This window comes from Paenibacillus nuruki, assembly GCF_001721045.1.
In the GTDB taxonomy this organism is placed as follows: Bacteria; Bacillota; Bacilli; order Paenibacillales; family Paenibacillaceae; genus Saccharibacillus; species Saccharibacillus nuruki.
Window position 1 is genome coordinate 23,206 of sequence record NZ_MDER01000038.1, and the last position, 19,855, is coordinate 43,060.

The following is a 19,855-nucleotide window of genomic DNA, read 5'->3' on the forward strand; positions in this document are numbered from 1 at the left end:
TTTTGTTTATGTGTAATTTAACTTTCTCCTCTAAGATCAATCTATAATTCAACCTTTATACGGATGATGAAGATCAGGAGGAACAAGATATGAAGAAATACCCTGCATATTTAGTAGTACTCGCAGGCATGGTTGCACTAAGCCAGACGATCAATAACCCTGTACTTGCAGCTCCCACGCACCTTTCAACTACTCAGAGCACCACTTCTACGAGCGCTTCGTTAAAAGCCCTTTCTTCCATCTCGCTTCAATCTGGAGTGAGTGTGAAAGTAACAGATATCCAATTAGCTAGTAAAAATACAGGTAACATCCTAACCTACACACTGAGCTATACTAACCAAACATCCAGTCCATACAAATTAATGAATAGCTTTTCTAGAGTGAAAACAACACATACTTCTCCCGTCAAAGGAATACCTATTCCCGATCAGAAAGATCAAGTGACGATTTCACCAAAGTCTACTCAAGCGATCACATACTATGTAGATATGAAAAAAGACAATACTTTAGCCAGCAGTCAGATCATTATGTATGGTTGGGATTTCAATAGTTCCAATTATGAGAAAAAGCTAGGTACATTTACGATCCCTTCGACATATTCGCCTGCGATAGCTCAAGGAAAAAGCAAAAAAGTAACGATCGGTAATTTACTACTTAATCTCAAGCCACAACAGTTACAAATCGTTCGTTTTAATAATAAGTTATATGCTCGTCTAGCTTTACAAGTAACCAATCTAAGTACAGAAGGTTTAGATCGTCCTCCATATCATACGTATCTGCAATCGTCTAATCGTTCTAACTTTGAAATGCAATTAGATTATGCTAGCCGGGATATCTCGATTCAACCGGGTGAGACCAAAAGTATCGGTTATATCGTTGCTATCCCTGCTTATCTGAATACAACCAATATGTTGCTACAGATCACTAGCAATACGGCTCAAACGGATACCAAAAGCGAAACTTCAACTACCAGTACGACAACGGATATCGAACTACCTATTGTAGCGTTTAAGCTACCTAAAGTAAGCCCTTCGAGTCTAACTGTTCCTGCATCCGCATCTCGAAAAATAACTGTCGATGGCATCACGATTGAGACGCAGTTGAAAAAAGCGACAATTTCTACAAGCGGAGATAAAGCGGTATGGACGATGCAATTTAGAGTCAAAAATATAGGCAATCAAGCTGTCCTTTTACCTACTTATGAAGCATCGATAAAAACAATTGAAGGATATACCTTCCCAATTAATACCAAAGCATTAACCAATCTAGCACTCAAACCGTTACAAGAAAAGCAAATTCAACTATCTGCTGAAATTCCAGCGCAATTAAAACAGCAACAACTACTTTTGCAGTTGTTAGAATCGTCAGCCCCCACTCCGAGCAATACGACGACTAATACGCAGGTATCTGATCGTACCCAAGAATCAAGTCCGATTATTTTACCGACTGCTTTTTATATGATTCCTTACAGTCAGGAGCAGAATCAATCGGCTCAAACAGAATATACTTTTGATAATAATGTGGGTAGCTTTGGTGTGACTCTGGAATCGTTCCAACGTATGCCATGGGCAGCTGAAGATATCGTAGTAGCCAAAATTCGTCTACGTAATGCAGGTACTTCTTCGGTTACATTACCTACTCTGGGCGGATCGATCAAAGCACAAAATAATCGAATCAGTAGCCCTGTGCAGATCATTGCGGAACAAGCAGATAACTCACTAGATGCAGGACAAAGCAAAGTTTACTATCTGGTTAGTCATTTCAGTGCGGATCTGGATCTATCGCAACTAAAAATTGAACTTTATCCTACGGTAGATACTGCCAACAATGATACAAACAGTACTACAGCCAATACAACGAATCCGAATACTAATTCACTGGATAGCGATAATCCATTTTTATCTCTTCAAGTCGGTCAGATTAATTCTAATATTGCCAAAATAGCTCCCGGTGCTTCTTTCCATATCCAGACTACAGGTAAAAAAGCAGAAATCAAAGAGCGACGTACGATGATGTATGAAGGCACAAGTCAAAAGATCGCTTATACCGAACTTGAAATGAAGAGTGAAGAAAAGCGTACTTCGACCCCTGCTCGTCTCGTTGCTTATTACAAAACACCAAATAATGAATATTATGAAGCAACAGTGAATCAATCCGATAAATCGGTCGGACCGGATGGTAAAAACTTGATTACTGTATGGAGCAAATTACCGACTTCAATCAATACCTCTGGACTCACACTATATCTAGGTGAAGCGATTAATGATGGCAAACTGTCTACTGCAACGACAACACCGACAGGATATATCAATGCAGTTGAACTGGGGCTTAACAAACAGACTCCACCGGTTGTGGCTAGTGTAAGTAGTGAGATGGAGTTGTTCCCGTACCGCTTTGCGATTACAGGTGCAACAGGTTCATTAGCAGAAGGTCAGGAAAGTATCGCTTTGAATATGACCTATAACTTTAGCAAAGACAATACCTACAATATGGGTACGTACGGGCATAATCTGATTATTCAGTGGGTTGATCCGTCCGGTCAAATGCAAGAGAAAACGATGGTACCCGGAACCGATTTAACTCTAGGCAAATCAGTCCCTTATTCCACTACACTCAATAGCAATGTATACAAAACAATGAAAGGTGGTCGCTTCTTAATCAATGTGTATGATGAATTTGAAGGAGAGCGCATCCTTCTCGGTACACAGAGCTACAGAATCGATTACACAGCAAATATCGTAAATACACAGCCATCATCACCTGTCGATAATCCAACAACCAATCCAAGTGTACCTCCGACAACGAGTCCACCGGATTCATCAGATCCAAGTCCTAGCACCAAACCAAATCACTCTACAGATCCATCTGCTAAATAACGGAGGAACCTATGAATAGTAAAAAACGAATTTGGATTACACTAGCTATTATTATTGTTTTAGCCGCTTCGGCGGTTACTGGTTATGTTCTCTGGCCGAAGTCGCAAGAAGAAATAGTCGTTGAACCCACTCCTTCTATTCCTGTACAAAAAGGAGAAATTACCGTATTGATCAAAGGTGCTGGGTCAATTAAACCAACAAGTCAGACTGTCGTCTATGCGGATCATGAAGGTAATATTAATCAGGTTAATGCTAAGATCAATACCCGTGTTCAAAAAGGGCAAGTCTTATTCACGTATAAAAACAAAGATAATGCTAAAGATATCACCCAACAGACCAATACACTCAAGCAACAACAAAGCGATCTACAAGATAAGCAAGAACAGTACAAACAGCTTGTTATGAACAACGCTACACCCACAGAACTTGATAGTGCTCGTCTAGGTATTGAAAAAGGAAAAGACGATATCACAGTCACAGAGACCGAAATTGCACGTTTGCAAAAAGATCAAGCCGCTCCTGCTCCATTACTGTCTCCAATTAGTGGCACGATTACTAAAATGAGCGTTTCTCCAGGTGGGGCTGTAAGTAGTGGCGCAGAAGCATTTACGATTATTGATTATCAAGATTTGAGCGCTACCATTCAGGTTGACGAGTTAGACGTTCTCAAAATTCATCAAGGATTAAAAGCTACCCTTCAGCTCGATGCTATTCCTGATCAAACGTATCATGGCAAAGTATCTATGATTGCGAATGAAGGTGCGATCAAAAATGGTGTTTCTACTTTTGGTGTAACCATCCATCTTGATCAACCGGGTGAGATTAAAGCAGGAATGTCAGCTCAAGCTACGATTTTAGTAGAACAGAAAAAAAATATTCTTGTGTTGCCTATTGAGTCAGTGATTCAGCAAGGGAATCAATATGTGGTTCAAAAAGCTAGAGTATCGGCTGGAACGCAAAATGCACAACCAGATACTACTACCGAGCAGAAAGTAAGTATCGGTATACACGATGATAGTCAAATTGAAATCAAAAGTGGTCTAAAAGAAGGAGATCTGGTTGTTATTCCATCCAGTGATATGAGCGGACTGAGTACATCTTCATCGGCAAGTACGATGTCTAATATGGGTGGATCAGATGATAGCAGTTCTACCCCAACTTCAGATAGTAGTTCGACCGATAGTTCTTCTACAGATAGCAGTAGCAACACGTCAACAGACAGTAGCAATACAACGACTGATAATAGTAGCGATAGTTCTTCTACAGGCGGTGGCACACCATGAGTCAGGAGCCACTGATACAGATCAATCATATGAATCATGGCTATATGATGGCAGGACAACGAATGCCTATTTTACAAGATATCTCGATGACAGTTAATCACGGTGAATTTGTAGCGATTATCGGCCCTTCCGGATCAGGGAAATCAACATTAATGAATATGATCGGATGCCTTGATCTGCCAAACAGCGGAGAATATATACTCGATGGGCAAAATGTACGCAAAACATCGGATAATCGCCTTGCCAAAATTCGTAACGAGAAAATCGGGTTTATTTTTCAAAGTTTTAATCTGTTGCCCAAGTTATCGGCAATCGAAAATGTAGAACTCCCTCTGATCTATCGTGGATTGCCTTATCGTGAACGTAAAAAAAGAGCAAGTCAGGCATTAGAGCAAGTTGGATTACATGAACGGATGTATCATCGCCCGAATCAGTTATCGGGTGGTCAGCAACAGCGTGTAGCGATTGCTCGTGCTCTTGCCGGCGATCCTCCTTTGCTACTGGCAGATGAACCGACAGGTGCACTCGATACCCATACAGGTAAAGAAGTGATGCAAATGATTAAAACACTGAATCAACAAGGTCATACGATTATTCTGATTACCCATGATCTAGATATTGCCGATCAAGCCAAGCGAGTGATTCGTATTCAAAATGGGGTCTTGACTGAAGATCGGAGGAATCCTGAATGATCTTTTTTCAAAGTGTACGTATGGCTTTGCTCAGTGTGATTAGTAATAAAATACGCTCTTTTTTGACCATGTTAGGTATTATTATTGGAGTATCCTCCGTTATTCTGGTCGTGTCTGTGGGGATGAGCTTTAATGGTCAGATTAGTGACCAATTTGGCGATATGGGAACCAATTTACTTTCGGTGAATGTTATGGGGCGAGGAGTTACCAGTTCGCTTACGTATGATGAAGTGATTGCCTATAACAAGATCAAAGGGGTATCCGGTGTCTCTCCTACCCTTTCAGGTAATGTCACTGCCAAGCACCGTAACAACAATGTCGATGTATCCTTGGAAGGTGTTATCCCTGCCTATGAGCATGTGAAAGATTTCCATGTACAATCGGGACGATTCGTTCTGAATATCGATAGTCAGTATCGGCAAAAAGTAGCTGTGCTTGGTTCTTCTACGGCAACAACTCTATTTGGCAGTGAGAATCCAGTCGGTCAGGATATACGTCTTAATGGAGAAACATTCAAAATTGTAGGCTTGTTACAAAGTAAAGGCACTAGCTTAATGGGTTCTAATGATGAGAAGATTCTGATCCCACTGGCTACAGCAGAACGCTTTTTGCAGACCAAAGGTATTCAAACGTTTGAAGTCAAAACAGTGACTGAACAAGATATCCCTACGGTCAAAGCCATGCTTGCTAACAGCCTTGAACAAAAATTCAAAGATTCTTCTGCTTACGATATATTTGATGCTCAAGAAATGATCAAATCGATGGAAAAAACCAATGCGTTAATGTCAGCATCTTTAGCCGGAATTGCCGGAATTTCACTGATTGTAGGTGGAATTGGGATTATGAATATTATGATCGTATCGGTAAATGAACGTACTCGTGAGATTGGTATTCGCAAAGCAATCGGGGCGAAAAAGAGTAATATATTGATCCAATTTATGATTGAATCCATATTTTTAAGTACTCTTGGCGGATTACTGGGTATCGGTGTAGGGCTTGGATTCGTATGGATTGCTGGCAAGTTCACTCCATTCCCAATTCAATATGCGTGGAATATGGTGACGATTTCTTTTGTATTTTCATTTGTGATCGGTGTACTGTTCGGGATTATTCCTGCCAATAAAGCTGCACGATTACGACCTATTTATGCGCTACGTACCGATTAAATGCTACAATACATCCGTAATCACTTATACACATTAAAAGGAGTACGTGGTATGACTATTAAGCAACGCCTGATCATTTCTAATATTTTGATGATTGTCATACCTGTACTTATTTCGGCTATTATTATCGGAGCAGGACAATATCTATCGTACCAGTATTGGAAAAATCAATACAACAGTGAAAGCTCGATTTATGATGTGCCTGAAAAAATCACTTCTGTGGCTACCGAGCTTATTCAAAATCCTCAGAAACAAAAAACAACTGAGAAAAAGCAATTAGAAGACTATTTACAAAAGCATTCTATGCGATTGACGGTACACGATTACAATTCTCGCACGTTATTATTAAATATGGGCAAGCTTGATATCGATCCTAATAATAAAATGATAAACGCGATCTGGTCTTTGAGTGGAGAAGGCAGTATCTATCTTTCCGAAGAAGATGTGTATAGCAAAAAAGTCGCTATTAATAATCAAACGTATGTTATTTCGACATTCGATTCTTTTCACGAAAATGGAAACAGCGATGATGGATATTATAGTCAGTACCAGATGTTAATCACACTTTTTATGATTTTATTTGGTATAGGTATTATTGTCACAATCTTTTTTACCAATCGCTTTCTCACCTATTTTGTATTCAAACGAATCAGTCAACCACTGGATACACTGGTCGTAGGTGTGCAGCAGATTAGAGATGGTAATCTGGATACACGTATCCAATATGAGAGTAAAGATGAATTTGCAGCGATATGTCATGATTTCAACGATATGGCATTACAATTAAAACAGTCGATGCAGTTAATTCAGCGTCAAGAAGAAAGTCGTAAAGAACTATTAGCAAGTATTTCCCATGACCTGCGCTCTCCACTGACTTCGATTCGTGCCTATTCAGAAGGTTTGCTAGATGGCGTTGCTAATACACCGGAAGCGCAACATAAGTACATTACGATGATTCAGACCAAAGCAAGAGATATCGACCGAATGGTTGCCAAAATCTTTCTATTTTCCAAAATGGATCTGGGTAATTATCCATATGATCCTGAGCTATTAGATGTGAATTATGAATTGGAATCGCTAGTCAAAGCTACAGCCGAAGAATATCGGAGTAAAGGCTTGTATATCACCACTTCCTTTTCAGATCAGAAAGCTGTTATTTTTGCAGATCAATTGCAATTGGATAGTATATTTACGAATATTGTAGAAAATAGCTTAAACTATAAACATAAAGAACGTGGATGGGTGCATATTCAGACTCGTGTTGATCATGATCAGATCACGATTAGTATCAGTGATGATGGACCCGGTGTCCCTGAACAATCTCTACCCCAATTATTTGATTTATTTTATCGAAGTGATCCTTCACGTAATAATCCTAACAGAGGTAGCGGATTAGGGCTTGCGATTACATCCAAAGCAGTCGAACGTATGGGTGGCACGATCAAGGCTATGCATGCATCATCAGGTGGACTACAGATTATTATCGAGCTGCCATTGATTAAGCAGGAGGATATACGATGAGAAAAATACTCATTATAGAAGATGACGAAGCGATTGCATCGATAGAACGGGATTATCTTGAAATCAATCACTTTGCAGTCGAGATTGCAGACAATGGAATCACCGGTGCAGAACAAGCATTATCCGGACAATACGATCTGATTCTACTTGATCTGATGTTACCCGGTGAAGATGGATTTTCCGTATGTCGTAGATTACGCGAAAAGCTAGATATTCCGATTCTTATGGTGACCGCCAAGCAGGAAGATATAGATAAGATTCGAGGATTAGGTCTGGGGGCAGATGATTATATTGTCAAACCATTCTCCCCTAATGAGCTAGTGGCACGAGTGAAATCTAATCTGGCTCAGTATGATCGTATCAAAGGAAAAAACGATTCTCATCGAAGTAGTCATATTGAAATCGGTTCGTTTGTGATTAATACTCAAGCTCACCGTGCTTATCTGGATGGTAAAGAACTAGAGTTGAAGAAAAAAGAGTTCGACCTGCTCTACTTTTTGATTATGAATGCCAATAATGTATTTAGTAAAGATACATTGTATGAGCGTATCTGGGGATTCGAATCCATTGGCGATAATGCTACAGTAGCTGTCCATATTAATCGATTACGTGAAAAAACAGAAGAAGATCCAAGTAACCCTCGCTATATCCAGACCGTATGGGGTGTAGGTTATCGCTTTCAACCTTAACTACGAATATCTAGATGATAGTGAACAAAAAAAGAAGGACTAATCATCAAGGATTAGCCCTTCTTTTTCTATGAGTAAAATGAACTTAAAGATATTGACGTTCGCCTGTTTGTGCCGACTTTCGTATCGCATCAATCAACTGATGAACTTTGACTGCATCTGCAAAATTTGGTGTTAATGATGTTCCTTCTTGAATATCTTGAGCGAATTTATGATAGACCTGAGCAATATTGAGAACATAGCCGGGATCATTTTTGAGAGACTCAGGTACAGAGTAATATGAATCTGGAATCGTTAATTCTTGAAGCTCTGCATCTCCTACTCCTGCGCCTAGCAATTGATGTGATCCAAATTGAATCGTCATTGGTGCTGTTAGAACAATACTTCCTTGATCTCCAAAGATCTCAAGTGTAACGCCTTTAGGATGTTTGACTCCGCCTTGAATATGGATACTAGCAGCAGCACCATTAGTCAATTTTCCTGTAACTAGAATTTGATCATCTGTTGTTTTTTCGATGACTTTCTGGATATCTTCTAATTGCACTTCAGCAAATTGTTGCGCTGTTGTCGCTGAAAGTTCTGCAAAATCGCCGAGCATATACGTAAATGCATCGATATTATGTCCACCTACTATAGTGAGCAAGTTACCGCCAGATGTGCGATCGAACAAGTATGCTGTAGATTTATCAGCTTTGGCACCCATACCTTGCATCGATACTCTCAATTGCGCAGACAATACTTTTCCTACATACCCTTCCGCAATAAGGTCTCTCACATAGTTGATAGCAGGAGCTTGTCGTGCTTGTAACCCGATTGCTGTTGGAATATGATGTGTTGCTACCCATTCCTGCATTTCAATAGCTTCTTCTGTCGTAGATCCCAATGGCCATTCGCTATAAATCGGCTTACCTGTAGGAATAATAGTTTTGACTGCATCATAATGCTCTTTGACATTGATACTAACGACTACCATATCTACATCATCATGTTGAGCCAGTTCTTCGATTTGATCAAAACCATGAGTGGCTTCAAAAGCCTCTGCACTTTTTTGAGCACTTTCTTTGTTACTTGTTCCTACTGCTGTTAGCTCATACTCCTCAAGATGCTGAAGAGCTGGAATATGTGTACCACTTGCCCATCCGTTATTAATAGATCCACCGATAATACCTACTTTTGTTTTTTTAGTCATGTTTATAATCTCCTTTTTGTACTCCATATTGATAAGGAACTTTCATATTTTCACGCAAGGTATTTCCTTCGTATTCTTTATGAAATACACCACGTTCTTGTAAAATAGGAACGACTAGATGAACAAAATCAGCCACTCCATCAAACGATGCATCCGGTACAATCGAAAATCCATCACATGCCCCAGCAAGAAACCATTCTTCTAAAAAGTCAGCCACTTGCACAGGTGTACCTGCCACCACAGGATGATAATTGATTACTCCATGAGCCAGCACATCCCGAATAGATAAGCCTTGTTGTAGCAATTGTAACGCTTTGGGTGCACGTGGGTCCATTGGGCTTGCATAAGCATATTGAAGTTGTTCGGTTGTTAACGGTTGATCGATATCTACCGAATGTATGGATAACGGTACATTAATCATAGAACCGAGATAACTGACTCTACCTGGAATCTCTTCAGGATTAAAATCCATAAGTTGTTTGCGACGCATGAGTGCTTCTTCTTCTGTAGCTCCTAATGAACACATAAACCCTGCAAACATTTTAATATCATCAGGATCACGACCGAACTGGATAGCACTTTGCCGAATAGCCTGTCTGTGTTCTTTTGCAGATTGAATATCGTAAGGATTAGCATAGACCCCGGAAGCGAATCTCCCTGCTAACTCTAATCCTTCCTGACCTCCTCCTGCTTGGAAAATGACAGGCTGACCTTGCTCAGATGGTGGAATAGGCAGTGGCCCACGAGTCGCATAGTGTTGACTTTGAAGATGAACCGGTTGGATTTTGTCCATATCTGCAAATTGCCCTGTCTCTACATCCAATGTCCAAGCATCCTTTTGCCAACTTCCCCATAAAGCTTGAACTATTTCTATAGCTTCATGCGCTTTTTCGTATCTTTCTTGACGATTAATAGGCTTGCTTCCAAAGTTAGCGGCTACATTAGGATCGGATGTGGTCACAGCATTCCAGCCTACTCGTCCATGACTGATCACATCTAATGCTTTGAATTGACGTGCTAGATTGTACGGGTAATTAAAAGTTGTAGATAGTGTAGCAACAAGACCAATGTACTTGGTTTCTCTAGCGACAGCCATCAAAGCCAGCATCGGGTCCATTGGAAACATAGGTGTCTTATGACCCAAGCTACTTGTTAATGCTGGTGTGTCTGCGATAAAGATCATTTGGAACTTACCTTGCTCGGCTAACTTCGCACGTTCTACATAACTATCTATATTTGTATAGGCAGCTGGATCGGCACCGGGCATTCTCCAAGCATTGAATTCAGCGCCATACCCTGAAACCATTTGTAAAGATAACTGCATTTCCTTTTTCTGTTCCATATTTATCTTTCCTTTACTTAGCAAGCTAACTATATTTTGAAATAAAATGATGCATTTGCAATGTATTAATAGAGAACAACTTAGGATAAGTTGCTCTCCATTTGTTTTAAAAGCCTTCTTAAAAACACACGCTCTTCTGGAAAGATAGAGTCTAGTAACTTTTCCTGTTGCTCTTTCCATTTCTGATCTACTGGTTTTTCCAACAATCTTCCTTCATCTGTCAAAAAAATGCGCATCACACGAGCATCATGTTCATCACGCTTACGATATATAAATCCATTTTGTTCAAGAGACTTGACCATATTGGTTACAGTAGGTGGTTCACATTTTAAATGCTCACATAATTGCATTTGTGTGATACCATCCCCTAACCATAATCGATATAATAATTTATCTTGACCTGCATAAAGATTAATTTGTCGCAAAGATTCATTATAGTCTCGACGCATTTGGGAAGAGACACGATCTAACGACTGGCGGATATCACAATCCACTTGATCTTTGACCGGTTCGTTCATCTATCCATCATTCCTTATTTCTTCAATAGTAGTTAGCGGGCTAAATATAACATGAAGAAATTAATGTGTCAATTGACTGTAGCAGCGACATTTATTTTTTGGCGTATCCCATTTTATTTAAATAATTCATCATATCAGGCAGGATACTTCTTTCTAAATGATCTTGAATATGATCGCTCCATCCTTTAACGGTTTTGACTGTGAAAGGCGCACGAATCGGGCGAGCTTGATAATATTTTTTCACTGTATCATCATAAACAGCCAATTGTTTTGTATCCAATGGTTGGTATTGATTGTCAAACAGTACCATGGATTTCGGTAAGCGTGGTTTAAGACCTGCTTTCTCTCCTGCTGGAACACCGATGCACAAGCCTACTGCTGGAATTACGTATTTAGGTAACTGAAGCAATTCAGATAATTTTTCAATATTAAGCTTAACTCCACCGATATACACACCACCAAGCCCCATCGATTCAGCCGCAGTTAGAGCATTTTGTGCCATAAGCCCAGCATCCACTAAGCCAATCGTTAGAAATTCGATATATTCGATATCTACTTCAGGAGCGATTTCATGATTGCGATGAAAGTCTGAACAGAAAATCCAAAACTCTGCTGCTTCACCGATATAAGGTTGATGACCACAAAGCTCCATGACTTCTTGACGAAGCGCTGGATCTGTAATGCGAATAATAGAGACGGCTTGTAAAAGACTAAATGATGATGTTTGCGTAGCTGCTTGGAAAATGGCATTACGTTGTTCTTCTGTTAATGGTTGATTGGTGTAAGAACGTACAGATGAATGGTTATGAAGTAATTCTAACGTTTTATTCATGATTGCTTTCTCCTCTAATTTTCAAAATTATGATACACTATTACTTAGCCTGCTAAATATAAAATTAATATTTCAAATCATATTCAGTTAGTAACTATTGTTGCTCATCGCTTACTGAAACTATCATAAAATGAATAATTCAAGCTGTATAGAGGGCAATTTAGATGAACATAGTACATTTTTGTGTACTTAGGGAGGAATCAGATTACGATGAGAGTGTGTAAAGATGGATTTCAAAGAGAATTTATAGAAGACAAATCAGATATGTATACTATTGCGTTTACTCAAAATATTTTATCCGGGCGCTGGAAATACTTCATCCTATGGTACTTAAAAGGTCATACACGTCGTTATTCAGATATCAAAGCGTTTCTAGGTGATCTTTCGCAAGGTTCTCTTAGTAAACAGCTTCGAGAATTAGAAAAAGATGGTGTGATTGAGCGTAAAGTGTATCCCGTCGTTCCACCGAAAGTAGAATATTCGCTTACCGAAAAAGGCACCAAACTCATGCCTATTTTAGATGCTATGGAGACTTTTGGTAAAGCGTATGGTGAACAGCCAGATGATACTTCACTTGTATAAATGTTGATTGCAATAGAGTCTATCGCATCCCAACTAAAGAGTACTTAGGACGATACAGATCGGTAAAATTGGAAAATAAACCATTTATTGTTATCATAAAATAAGTACCATATATAACATTCTTCATATACCAAAAAGGAGTGATACAAATGCTACGTATTTTAATTGTAAATTTTCCAGCAGAAGGACATGTGAATCCAACATTAGGAATCACTCATGCTTTTACATCGCGCGGGGATGAGGTTCACTATATTACGACCGAGAAGTTCAGAGATCGAGTAGAAGCCGTTGGAGCGATTGTTCATGTTCATACTGATCTGCTTCGAAATGCGTCTATCCATGTAGGTAGCCCCAACCGAATAAATGAATTTTTAAACATTCATATTCAGACTTCGTTACACATTTTAGCATTAACCGAACAGCTATCGCAGACTATGCAGTTTGATTTTGTATTTTACGATAAATTCGGAGCTGGTGAATTAGTGCGAGATTTTCTGAATATTCCGGGTATTTCCTCGTCTCCATCTTTTTTGATATCTAATAATCAAATGACTAAACGAATTTTCCCAAGTCATGTGGATACGACTTCTCAGATTGCCGAGAACATTCAAGCTGGATTATCGCTAATGAAAGAGAAATACAACGTTATGCCTAAAGAAATGGGCCAATTTATGAATAATAACGGCGCTCTAAATGTTGTTTATACAAGTAAATATTTTCAACCCAATGGCGATCAGTTTGGCAATGAACATCTTTTTATTGGACCTAGCTTTCCAAAACGTACTGAAAATACTTCATTCCCACTTCATCTTCTTAAAGATCAAAAAGTACTATATATTTCAATGGGAACCGTTCTCGATCACACCGAACAATTCTTTAACACTTGTATCGAAGCTTTTACAGACTTCAAAGGTATCGTAATCATTGCTACAGGTGAGAAAGTTGATGTTACAAAGATTAACCCTGCTCCTGAACATATCATGATTTTACCTTATGTTCCTCAGTTGGAAGTGTTACAGCATGCCGATGTATTTATTACCCATGGCGGGATGAATAGTGTTAATGAAGGTATTCATTTTAATGTTCCTTTAGTCGTTTTACCTCAAGATAAAGATCAGCCGATGGTCGCTCAGCGCCTAACAGAACTGCAAGCAGGTTACCGTATTACCAAAGATCAGATCCATGTGCAATCGCTCAAAGAAGCCGTACAGGAAGTACTATCGAATCCGTTATATAAAAAAGGTGTGCAGGAAATTAATAAAAGCTTCCAACACACAGTCGGTCCCCAAGAAGCACTAGATCGAATCGATGCTTATCTTGAACATACCAAAGTTTAAATAATTATAATAACTAAGTCAGTATTATAGCTCCAATATATATTAAAAGTAATGGCTGTGCTCCATATCTGTAAATAAATCAGGATGTTGTATCTTCCAGTCTAATCGCTCTTGAGTGAATGCACTGGAAACGTAATTGTCTACAGATACAAAAGCACCTAGCCAACCAAAATGAGAACCAGCTTGTTCTTTCTTTATACTCGATACAGGTATATTTAGATAACGACCGATGGCATGAGCAATATCACGAAAAGGCACTCCTTCTTCTCCTACTGCATGGAATATAGAACCAGCTGAAGCGTGTTCCAAAGCGAGTCTAAAAAGACGAGCTGTATCTAATCGGTGTACAGCTGGCCATCGATTTGCTCCGTCTGCTACATAAGCCGATATGCCTTTTTTACGAGCAATGCTAATTAAAGTCGGTAATAGACCGCTTTGATCACCTATGCCATGTACAAGTGGGGCTATACGAATAACAGAAGAACGAACCCCGTGATTTGCGAGTGTCAGCGTTGTTGTCTCTGAAATCGTCCTTCCGCCTCCTACTGATTGAGGATCGGAAGGATCATTTTCAGTTGCTAAGGAACCAGCTCGTAGTGCCATTGTTGGAAACGCCATGACAAGTGATCGATCTTCTCCCGAAAGTGCTTTTCCAAGCGTTTCAATCGCACGTCGATCCGTCTCCGTAGCAATTGCCATAAATCGAGATGCCGCATGACGAGGATTACCACCCAATACAATCTTTACACGTGTAGATAAGCTGGCATGCGAGAATTTATGAAAAAAAGCAGTATGAATCACACCATCTGCGTTGTCTACTCCTCTACGTAAATCTTCTACACTTTCCACGTTTCCTTGTTGGGCTGTTGCTCCAAGCGCGGTAAGCTTATGAGCTCCTTCTTTAGAACGGACAAGCCCTGTTACTTGATGCCCTGCTTGAATCAACTCTTGAATCACTGCTGTGCCTATAAATCCATTCGCCCCTGTGACAAATACACGCATCATTTATCCTCCTAAGATCGTTATTGATCATTTTAATGTTCTTGTTTGCTATAGCTATATATGGGATCTATTTTTAAGTCTTTTGTAGTATAGGATAGATTGTCGGGTGAACTTTGCCTATTCTGCGTGAATTCTTGCCTATTTTGCTAGAAAGTCTATATATACCAAAAAAACCTGCAAAGCCGATAGCCGCAGGTTCTATTGCATAGGTTTATTTAAATGATATTCTTATCGCTTAACTGTTCATCTGTTGACGCCATCTATTCATATCCCTACTAGGAGGACTTCCAAAAAAACGGCTATAGTCTCGACTAAACTGCGAATCACTAATATATCCAACCATCCGACAAGCAGTGATAGCATCCATACGACCGGACAACATGAGTCTTCTTGCTTCTTGTAGACGTAATGCTTTTTGGTATTGTAACGGACTCATCGAAGTAATTGCTTTGAAATGCTCACGGAAAGAAGATTGACTTAAATGAACCATATCAGCCAACTCGGGAATTTTTAAAGGCTGTGCAAAATGTTCTTGAAGCCAGCGAATCGCTTTGGCGACTCGTTGTACATTCGATTCTACAAAAACAGTCTCAGCCACAAATACACCGATCGGACTACGCAGAAGCCGTATAAAAATTTCATCCACAATAAGTGGAGCAAGTAATTCACTATCGTTAGGATGAGCAAGACACTCGACCAAACGGGCAACCGCATGTATAAAGGCTAGATCCCCCGGTATCATATATCCAGCACTGCGCTCTGTCACTTTGGGCAATCCTTGAGGGTATACTTTGGGTACTAATTCAGCAATTCGTTGTGGATCAAGATATATCCCTACCCCGAGAAAAGGCTCAGTGGGACTGGCTACGATCGTTTTCATCATGACAGGTAAAGCGACCGGAGCGACAAAGATCGTCGAACCACCATATTCGAAATGCTCATCCCCGACCTGAATTACTTTTTTGCCTTGAGCCGCTATACCTACTGTAGGCCAGTACATGGTATGCGTATAATCTGCTTTTTCCATTTGAGAGAAACGATTAAAGTATAATCCTGAAATCTGCTCAGCACCGTAACTTCCATCTTTAGTCGCATTGATCGAGATCAAATCTGCTAATCGAGCCGTTTCAGCTTCCAATGCTTTTTGACTCTGTTCTGTAGAATGAATCTCTAATTTATTCATCGTCTCCAATGCCTCTCTTAGGTACTTATATATTTACTAGAAGATTATAATACAAAAAAAGAAGTACGCATAAACATTCTTTCTGTTTGTACGTACTTCTTGTTTATTCTATTCTTTATTTAGATTATTTTATTTAACTAGTATTGTTTTACTTTTTACCCCATGTTACTTTCAACATATCGCCTGCTTCACCACCAAAAACAATCAAACCATTTTGAGGAAGAACCACTGATTTTTTGTGATTAATAATAGAAGATTGGACAACCATTCCTTTGTCATCGTATACAACAAAGCCTGCATTGTTGGCATAATCGACAGTGATTGATTTACCAGCTGTCGTTTTATCTATTTTGAACCACTTTACATGTCCATTGGAAGCGATCGTGACTTTGGAAGCATTTTGTTTAGATAAAGGTTGAATCGCATCTTCTGGAATATATAGTTGTTTGACTGCTTTTAGATATTCCACATTATTTTGTTTGACAAATTCTAGATCGAAAGTATCTCTGCCGGTCATAACAGGAATCTGTGCTACATTGACAGCATTGTTCTGATCGATGATTCGGTCTCCATTGACATAACCATTTGTAGCATCGACCTTCAATGTTTTAGTCAAAATAGACGGTGCTATATAAAAAGCAGAATTAATCTTTTCGTCTACAGCATAATATTTTTTACCATCACGTGCTTTCCATGCTTTTTGTACGGTAGTCGAAACTTTATTTTTACTTAATTTTTGATATTCATAAAATACCATGACGGTTTGTCCTAACCCCGGAAGACTTACATTTGCGTTCACTTTGATATAGGTTTTTCCATTCTTTTGTTTATCAAAGCTTACTATCGCACTTCCATCTTTACTGGTGAATTGTTTTTTGCCTGTGTACACATACGTCTGAGCAGGGATAATTCCACCTAATATATCAGGTAGTGCTATTTTCCCTTTGCTAATATCCAATGTTAATGTGTTATCTAATGTGCCGTATAATCCACTATATTGCTTGAGTTCAGCAGGCATTTTGACTTGAACAGCAGGTTTGAAGGTTTGATCAGGTAATATCTTTTTGATTTTACCTTGATCTTTCAATTCTTGTAACAACAATTGAGTTGCTAATTGTGTATTGTATATAGAAGATCCTCCCGCAGAAACGACGGCAGCAGACATATCATATTCTGGCAAAGAGATCAGATCCGCATGATACATAATCGTATCTCCACCTTTGGATAACGCTTTGATCCCGTAATCGCTAAAAGGAGCTAAATTAACAGCATCCCAACCCAATCCATAATTAGTTGTATTTCGTTCTTCTGGAACCCAAATTCCATTCCGATACTCATTTTTTTGCATAGCTTGAGCAGATTTTTCTGACAAAAGGTCGGTCTTATTTCCCATCAACACGTCACCAAATGTAGCTAATTCTTCTGCTGTAGAGTAAATACCGCCTGTCCCTAATATATTCGCGTTTTCTACAGGTAATGCACTCGCGATGCCCGGGAAATATGTTTTGGATAGTTGATTGCGATCAAACGTATCTAATGGCGTATGTGTAGATTTGAAATTCATTGGCTCACTAATATGAGTTTTGACAAATTCAGAATAACTCATTCCACTTACTCGTTCGACTAGCACTTCAAGTAATTGAAAACTATCGTTACTATAGACTGAAAATGCTCCCGGATCTGCTTTGAGACGTTCTGTTTGTAGCTCTTTTAATAAGTTATCGTAGTTCTGAGTATCATTATCATCAAATAGAATACTATTATGGTAATGTGACCCGTATAACCCTGAAGAATGATTCATTAATAGGCGAGGAGTGATTTTTTTGTAACGCTCATCTGCCATTTTAAAATCAGGAATATATGTCGTTAGAGGTTGATTGATATCAATTTTACCTGCATCCACTAACATCATCACCGCTGAAGTGACATACATTTTACTAACAGACCCAATTCCAAACATCGTGTCCGGCGTAATCTGTTCTTTCGCTGCTTGGTTTTTGATGCCTGCATGACCGGATAAAATTACTTTACCATGATCGACAATAGCATACTGAACACCACTTGCTCCATAATCTTTTACCACTGTCGTAGCTAATTGTTTGGCTTTTTCTTCGCTAGATAGACTAGCTGTACTTCCCTGCGCAAACGTCTGACTCATCGGTACCACGGTTAATACAGCCGCTAATAGTAAACTTCCTATCTTTTTCATTCGGTATAGCCTCCTGTAATATATTCAGATGTAATCAATAACTGTATCTTACCTATAAAAATCAGAATTATAACCAAAAGGGGCTGAAACGAAAAAAACAATCCCTCAACGACATCGATAAGAGATTGTTTGGATAGAAATCATTTATTGAAACGGAATAACCACCATATTGTTAAATACTTGATGTTTGCTCTCGATTGTCATATTTCCACCGTATTTATTACAGATACGATCAATATTGGTGAGCCCTATCCCATGATAATCAGGGTTAAGCTTCTGACTTTGCAATTGCCCTGCTCCTTGTTCCATATGATTCAAGATATGAATCGATAAGTGAGACGAACTGGATTGGATTTTGATCAATATATAACGGTCTTCTGCTATTTTAATTTTTTTAGAAGCTTCGATTGCATTGTCTAACATATTGCCCAGTACCACGCACAGATCATAGCGTTCGATCTGTATATGCTGAGAATATAGTTGTAACTGAGTATCGATCTGAATGCCATTGGCTTGCCCAATATTGAGCGCATTGGTCACTAACGCATCAACGACTAGATTGCCTGTATTAACACGCTGATACGCATCCTCGACCTTATTAAGGGTAGTTTGGATATGTTGCTTGGCTTCTGCTAATTCATTTTTTTCGATACATTGCTCGATATAAAGAAATTGCTGATGCGTATCATGAATTATGCGCTTAATCTGTTTAAAACTATGCACAGTTTTCTCATAATTAGCATCTTGGTAATCCATCTGATCTTGCAACTGCATATTTTCATGCATTAATTGAAATTTCTCAATCATATTATCTAAAATGTACATAATAAATACATTCAAAAAAAGAAAGCTAAAAATCGAGATAAAGTAATACATATTCTTCTCACTATACATCGATAATACATTGACTTGATAAATACTGATCGCTGGTATAGTCAGAAATAGTAGATAGTACCGATAATGTAAAGGAAAACTTCTACGCTTCACCACAAACCGAATAATAAGAATAATCACAAACATAATCAGGCAACTGAGCAATACACTTTTGGATAAAATAACATATTCTGCAATATTCACAGGATTGGAAACACCTAGATTTGCAGCATTGAACGGATACAAAATATACAGGGATATAAAATTAACCAACGTCAACAATACAGCATATAGAATCGAAAAAACGATTTTCATTTTGAGTTCAATGTGATAAGAAATCGACAAGCTAAAAATAACTATTAATGCTAATACCGAAGACAATACAGACGATGTATACGAATTTAAGTAAACGAAATCAAGTACACCAAAAACAATAAAATAGATCCACCGATTCGATCCCTGCTGAGCTTTGCCAAAAACAGCATTAAAATAAAAATTAATTTGATAACCCATCACTAACACAATACACGCATTCAGTAACAATAATTGATTTTCCATACG

At 38.9% G+C, this 19,855-nt stretch carries 16 protein-coding genes; 8 read left to right on the forward strand and 8 right to left on the reverse strand.

Annotated elements, in window-relative coordinates; translation table 11 throughout:
• Positions 1 to 89: 89 nt before the first annotated feature.
• Genes PTI45_RS10740 through PTI45_RS10765 form a run of 6 tightly spaced genes read left to right on the forward strand, consistent with a single transcriptional unit; the run spans position 90 to position 8,227 of the window.
• Positions 90 to 2,876 carry a hypothetical protein gene (locus tag PTI45_RS10740; RefSeq protein ID WP_069327575.1) on the forward strand — a complete coding sequence of 929 codons (2,787 nt, stop codon included), beginning with the start codon at positions 90 to 92 and terminating at the stop codon, positions 2,874 to 2,876.
• A gap of 11 nt (positions 2,877 to 2,887) precedes the next feature.
• Positions 2,888 to 4,159, forward strand: a complete 1,272-nt coding sequence (locus PTI45_RS10745) for an efflux RND transporter periplasmic adaptor subunit (RefSeq protein ID WP_069327576.1) — start codon at positions 2,888 to 2,890, stop codon at positions 4,157 to 4,159.
• Complete coding sequence (locus PTI45_RS10750) at positions 4,156 to 4,851, forward strand: ABC transporter ATP-binding protein (protein WP_069327577.1); 696 nt, start codon at positions 4,156 to 4,158, stop codon at positions 4,849 to 4,851. The genes PTI45_RS10745 and PTI45_RS10750 overlap by 4 nt, the downstream gene beginning before the upstream one ends.
• A complete protein-coding gene (locus PTI45_RS10755; RefSeq protein ID WP_069327578.1) occupies positions 4,848 to 6,017 on the forward strand; it encodes an ABC transporter permease in 1,170 nt (389 codons plus the stop codon). Before PTI45_RS10750 ends, PTI45_RS10755 begins: the two co-directional genes overlap by 4 nt.
• 51 nt (positions 6,018 to 6,068) lie before the next feature.
• Positions 6,069 to 7,538: a sensor histidine kinase gene (locus tag PTI45_RS10760; RefSeq protein ID WP_069327579.1), complete on the forward strand. Its 1,470-nt coding sequence runs from the start codon at positions 6,069 to 6,071 to the stop codon at positions 7,536 to 7,538.
• Complete coding sequence (locus tag PTI45_RS10765) at positions 7,535 to 8,227, forward strand: response regulator transcription factor (RefSeq protein ID WP_069327580.1); 693 nt, start codon at positions 7,535 to 7,537, stop codon at positions 8,225 to 8,227. Before PTI45_RS10760 ends, PTI45_RS10765 begins: the two co-directional genes overlap by 4 nt.
• A gap of 85 nt (positions 8,228 to 8,312) precedes the next feature.
• Here the strand turns inward: PTI45_RS10765 and PTI45_RS10770 are convergent, their stop codons facing one another.
• The 4 genes from PTI45_RS10770 to nfsA all read right to left on the reverse strand — a co-directional run bounded on the left by PTI45_RS10770 (position 8,313) and on the right by nfsA (position 12,108).
• Complete coding sequence (locus PTI45_RS10770; protein ID WP_069327581.1) at positions 8,313 to 9,416, reverse strand: Gfo/Idh/MocA family protein; 1,104 nt, start codon at positions 9,414 to 9,416, stop codon at positions 8,313 to 8,315.
• The gene (locus PTI45_RS10775) at positions 9,409 to 10,764 is read right to left on the reverse strand and encodes an NtaA/DmoA family FMN-dependent monooxygenase (RefSeq protein ID WP_139129242.1); all 1,356 of its coding nucleotides are present in this window, start codon (positions 10,762 to 10,764) and stop codon (positions 9,409 to 9,411) included. The genes PTI45_RS10770 and PTI45_RS10775 overlap by 8 nt, the downstream gene beginning before the upstream one ends.
• A 74-nt stretch (positions 10,765 to 10,838) precedes the next feature.
• Complete coding sequence (locus PTI45_RS10780; RefSeq protein WP_069327583.1) at positions 10,839 to 11,276, reverse strand: MarR family winged helix-turn-helix transcriptional regulator; 438 nt, start codon at positions 11,274 to 11,276, stop codon at positions 10,839 to 10,841.
• A 91-nt stretch (positions 11,277 to 11,367) separates the two neighbouring features.
• Entirely contained in the window at positions 11,368 to 12,108 is a 741-nt protein-coding gene (nfsA, locus tag PTI45_RS10785) for an oxygen-insensitive NADPH nitroreductase (RefSeq protein ID WP_069327584.1), read from the reverse strand.
• A gap of 210 nt (positions 12,109 to 12,318) precedes the next feature.
• On the opposite strand from nfsA, the gene PTI45_RS10790 reads away from it, so the two are divergent.
• Positions 12,319 to 12,690 carry a winged helix-turn-helix transcriptional regulator gene (locus tag PTI45_RS10790; protein WP_069327585.1) on the forward strand — a complete coding sequence of 124 codons (372 nt, stop codon included), beginning with the start codon at positions 12,319 to 12,321 and terminating at the stop codon, positions 12,688 to 12,690.
• Between the two features lie 149 nt (positions 12,691 to 12,839).
• Positions 12,840 to 14,027 (forward strand): macrolide family glycosyltransferase, encoded by a 1,188-nt coding sequence (locus tag PTI45_RS10795; RefSeq protein WP_069327586.1) that lies wholly within the window; start codon positions 12,840 to 12,842, stop codon positions 14,025 to 14,027.
• Between the two features lie 42 nt (positions 14,028 to 14,069).
• Here the strand turns inward: PTI45_RS10795 and PTI45_RS10800 are convergent, their stop codons facing one another.
• From PTI45_RS10800 to PTI45_RS10815, 4 genes are all read right to left on the reverse strand, one after another.
• Positions 14,070 to 15,029 carry an SDR family oxidoreductase gene (locus PTI45_RS10800; RefSeq protein WP_069327587.1) on the reverse strand — a complete coding sequence of 320 codons (960 nt, stop codon included), beginning with the start codon at positions 15,027 to 15,029 and terminating at the stop codon, positions 14,070 to 14,072.
• A 235-nt stretch (positions 15,030 to 15,264) separates the two neighbouring features.
• Complete coding sequence (locus PTI45_RS10805) at positions 15,265 to 16,212, reverse strand: AraC family transcriptional regulator (RefSeq protein ID WP_069327588.1); 948 nt, start codon at positions 16,210 to 16,212, stop codon at positions 15,265 to 15,267.
• A 148-nt stretch (positions 16,213 to 16,360) separates the two neighbouring features.
• Positions 16,361 to 18,421 (reverse strand): serine hydrolase domain-containing protein, encoded by a 2,061-nt coding sequence (locus PTI45_RS10810; RefSeq protein WP_069327589.1) that lies wholly within the window; start codon positions 18,419 to 18,421, stop codon positions 16,361 to 16,363.
• Positions 18,422 to 18,565: 144 nt separating this feature from the next.
• The gene (locus tag PTI45_RS10815; protein ID WP_069327590.1) at positions 18,566 to 19,852 is read right to left on the reverse strand and encodes an ATP-binding protein; all 1,287 of its coding nucleotides are present in this window, start codon (positions 19,850 to 19,852) and stop codon (positions 18,566 to 18,568) included.
• Between the last annotated feature and the right edge of the window lie 3 nt (positions 19,853 to 19,855).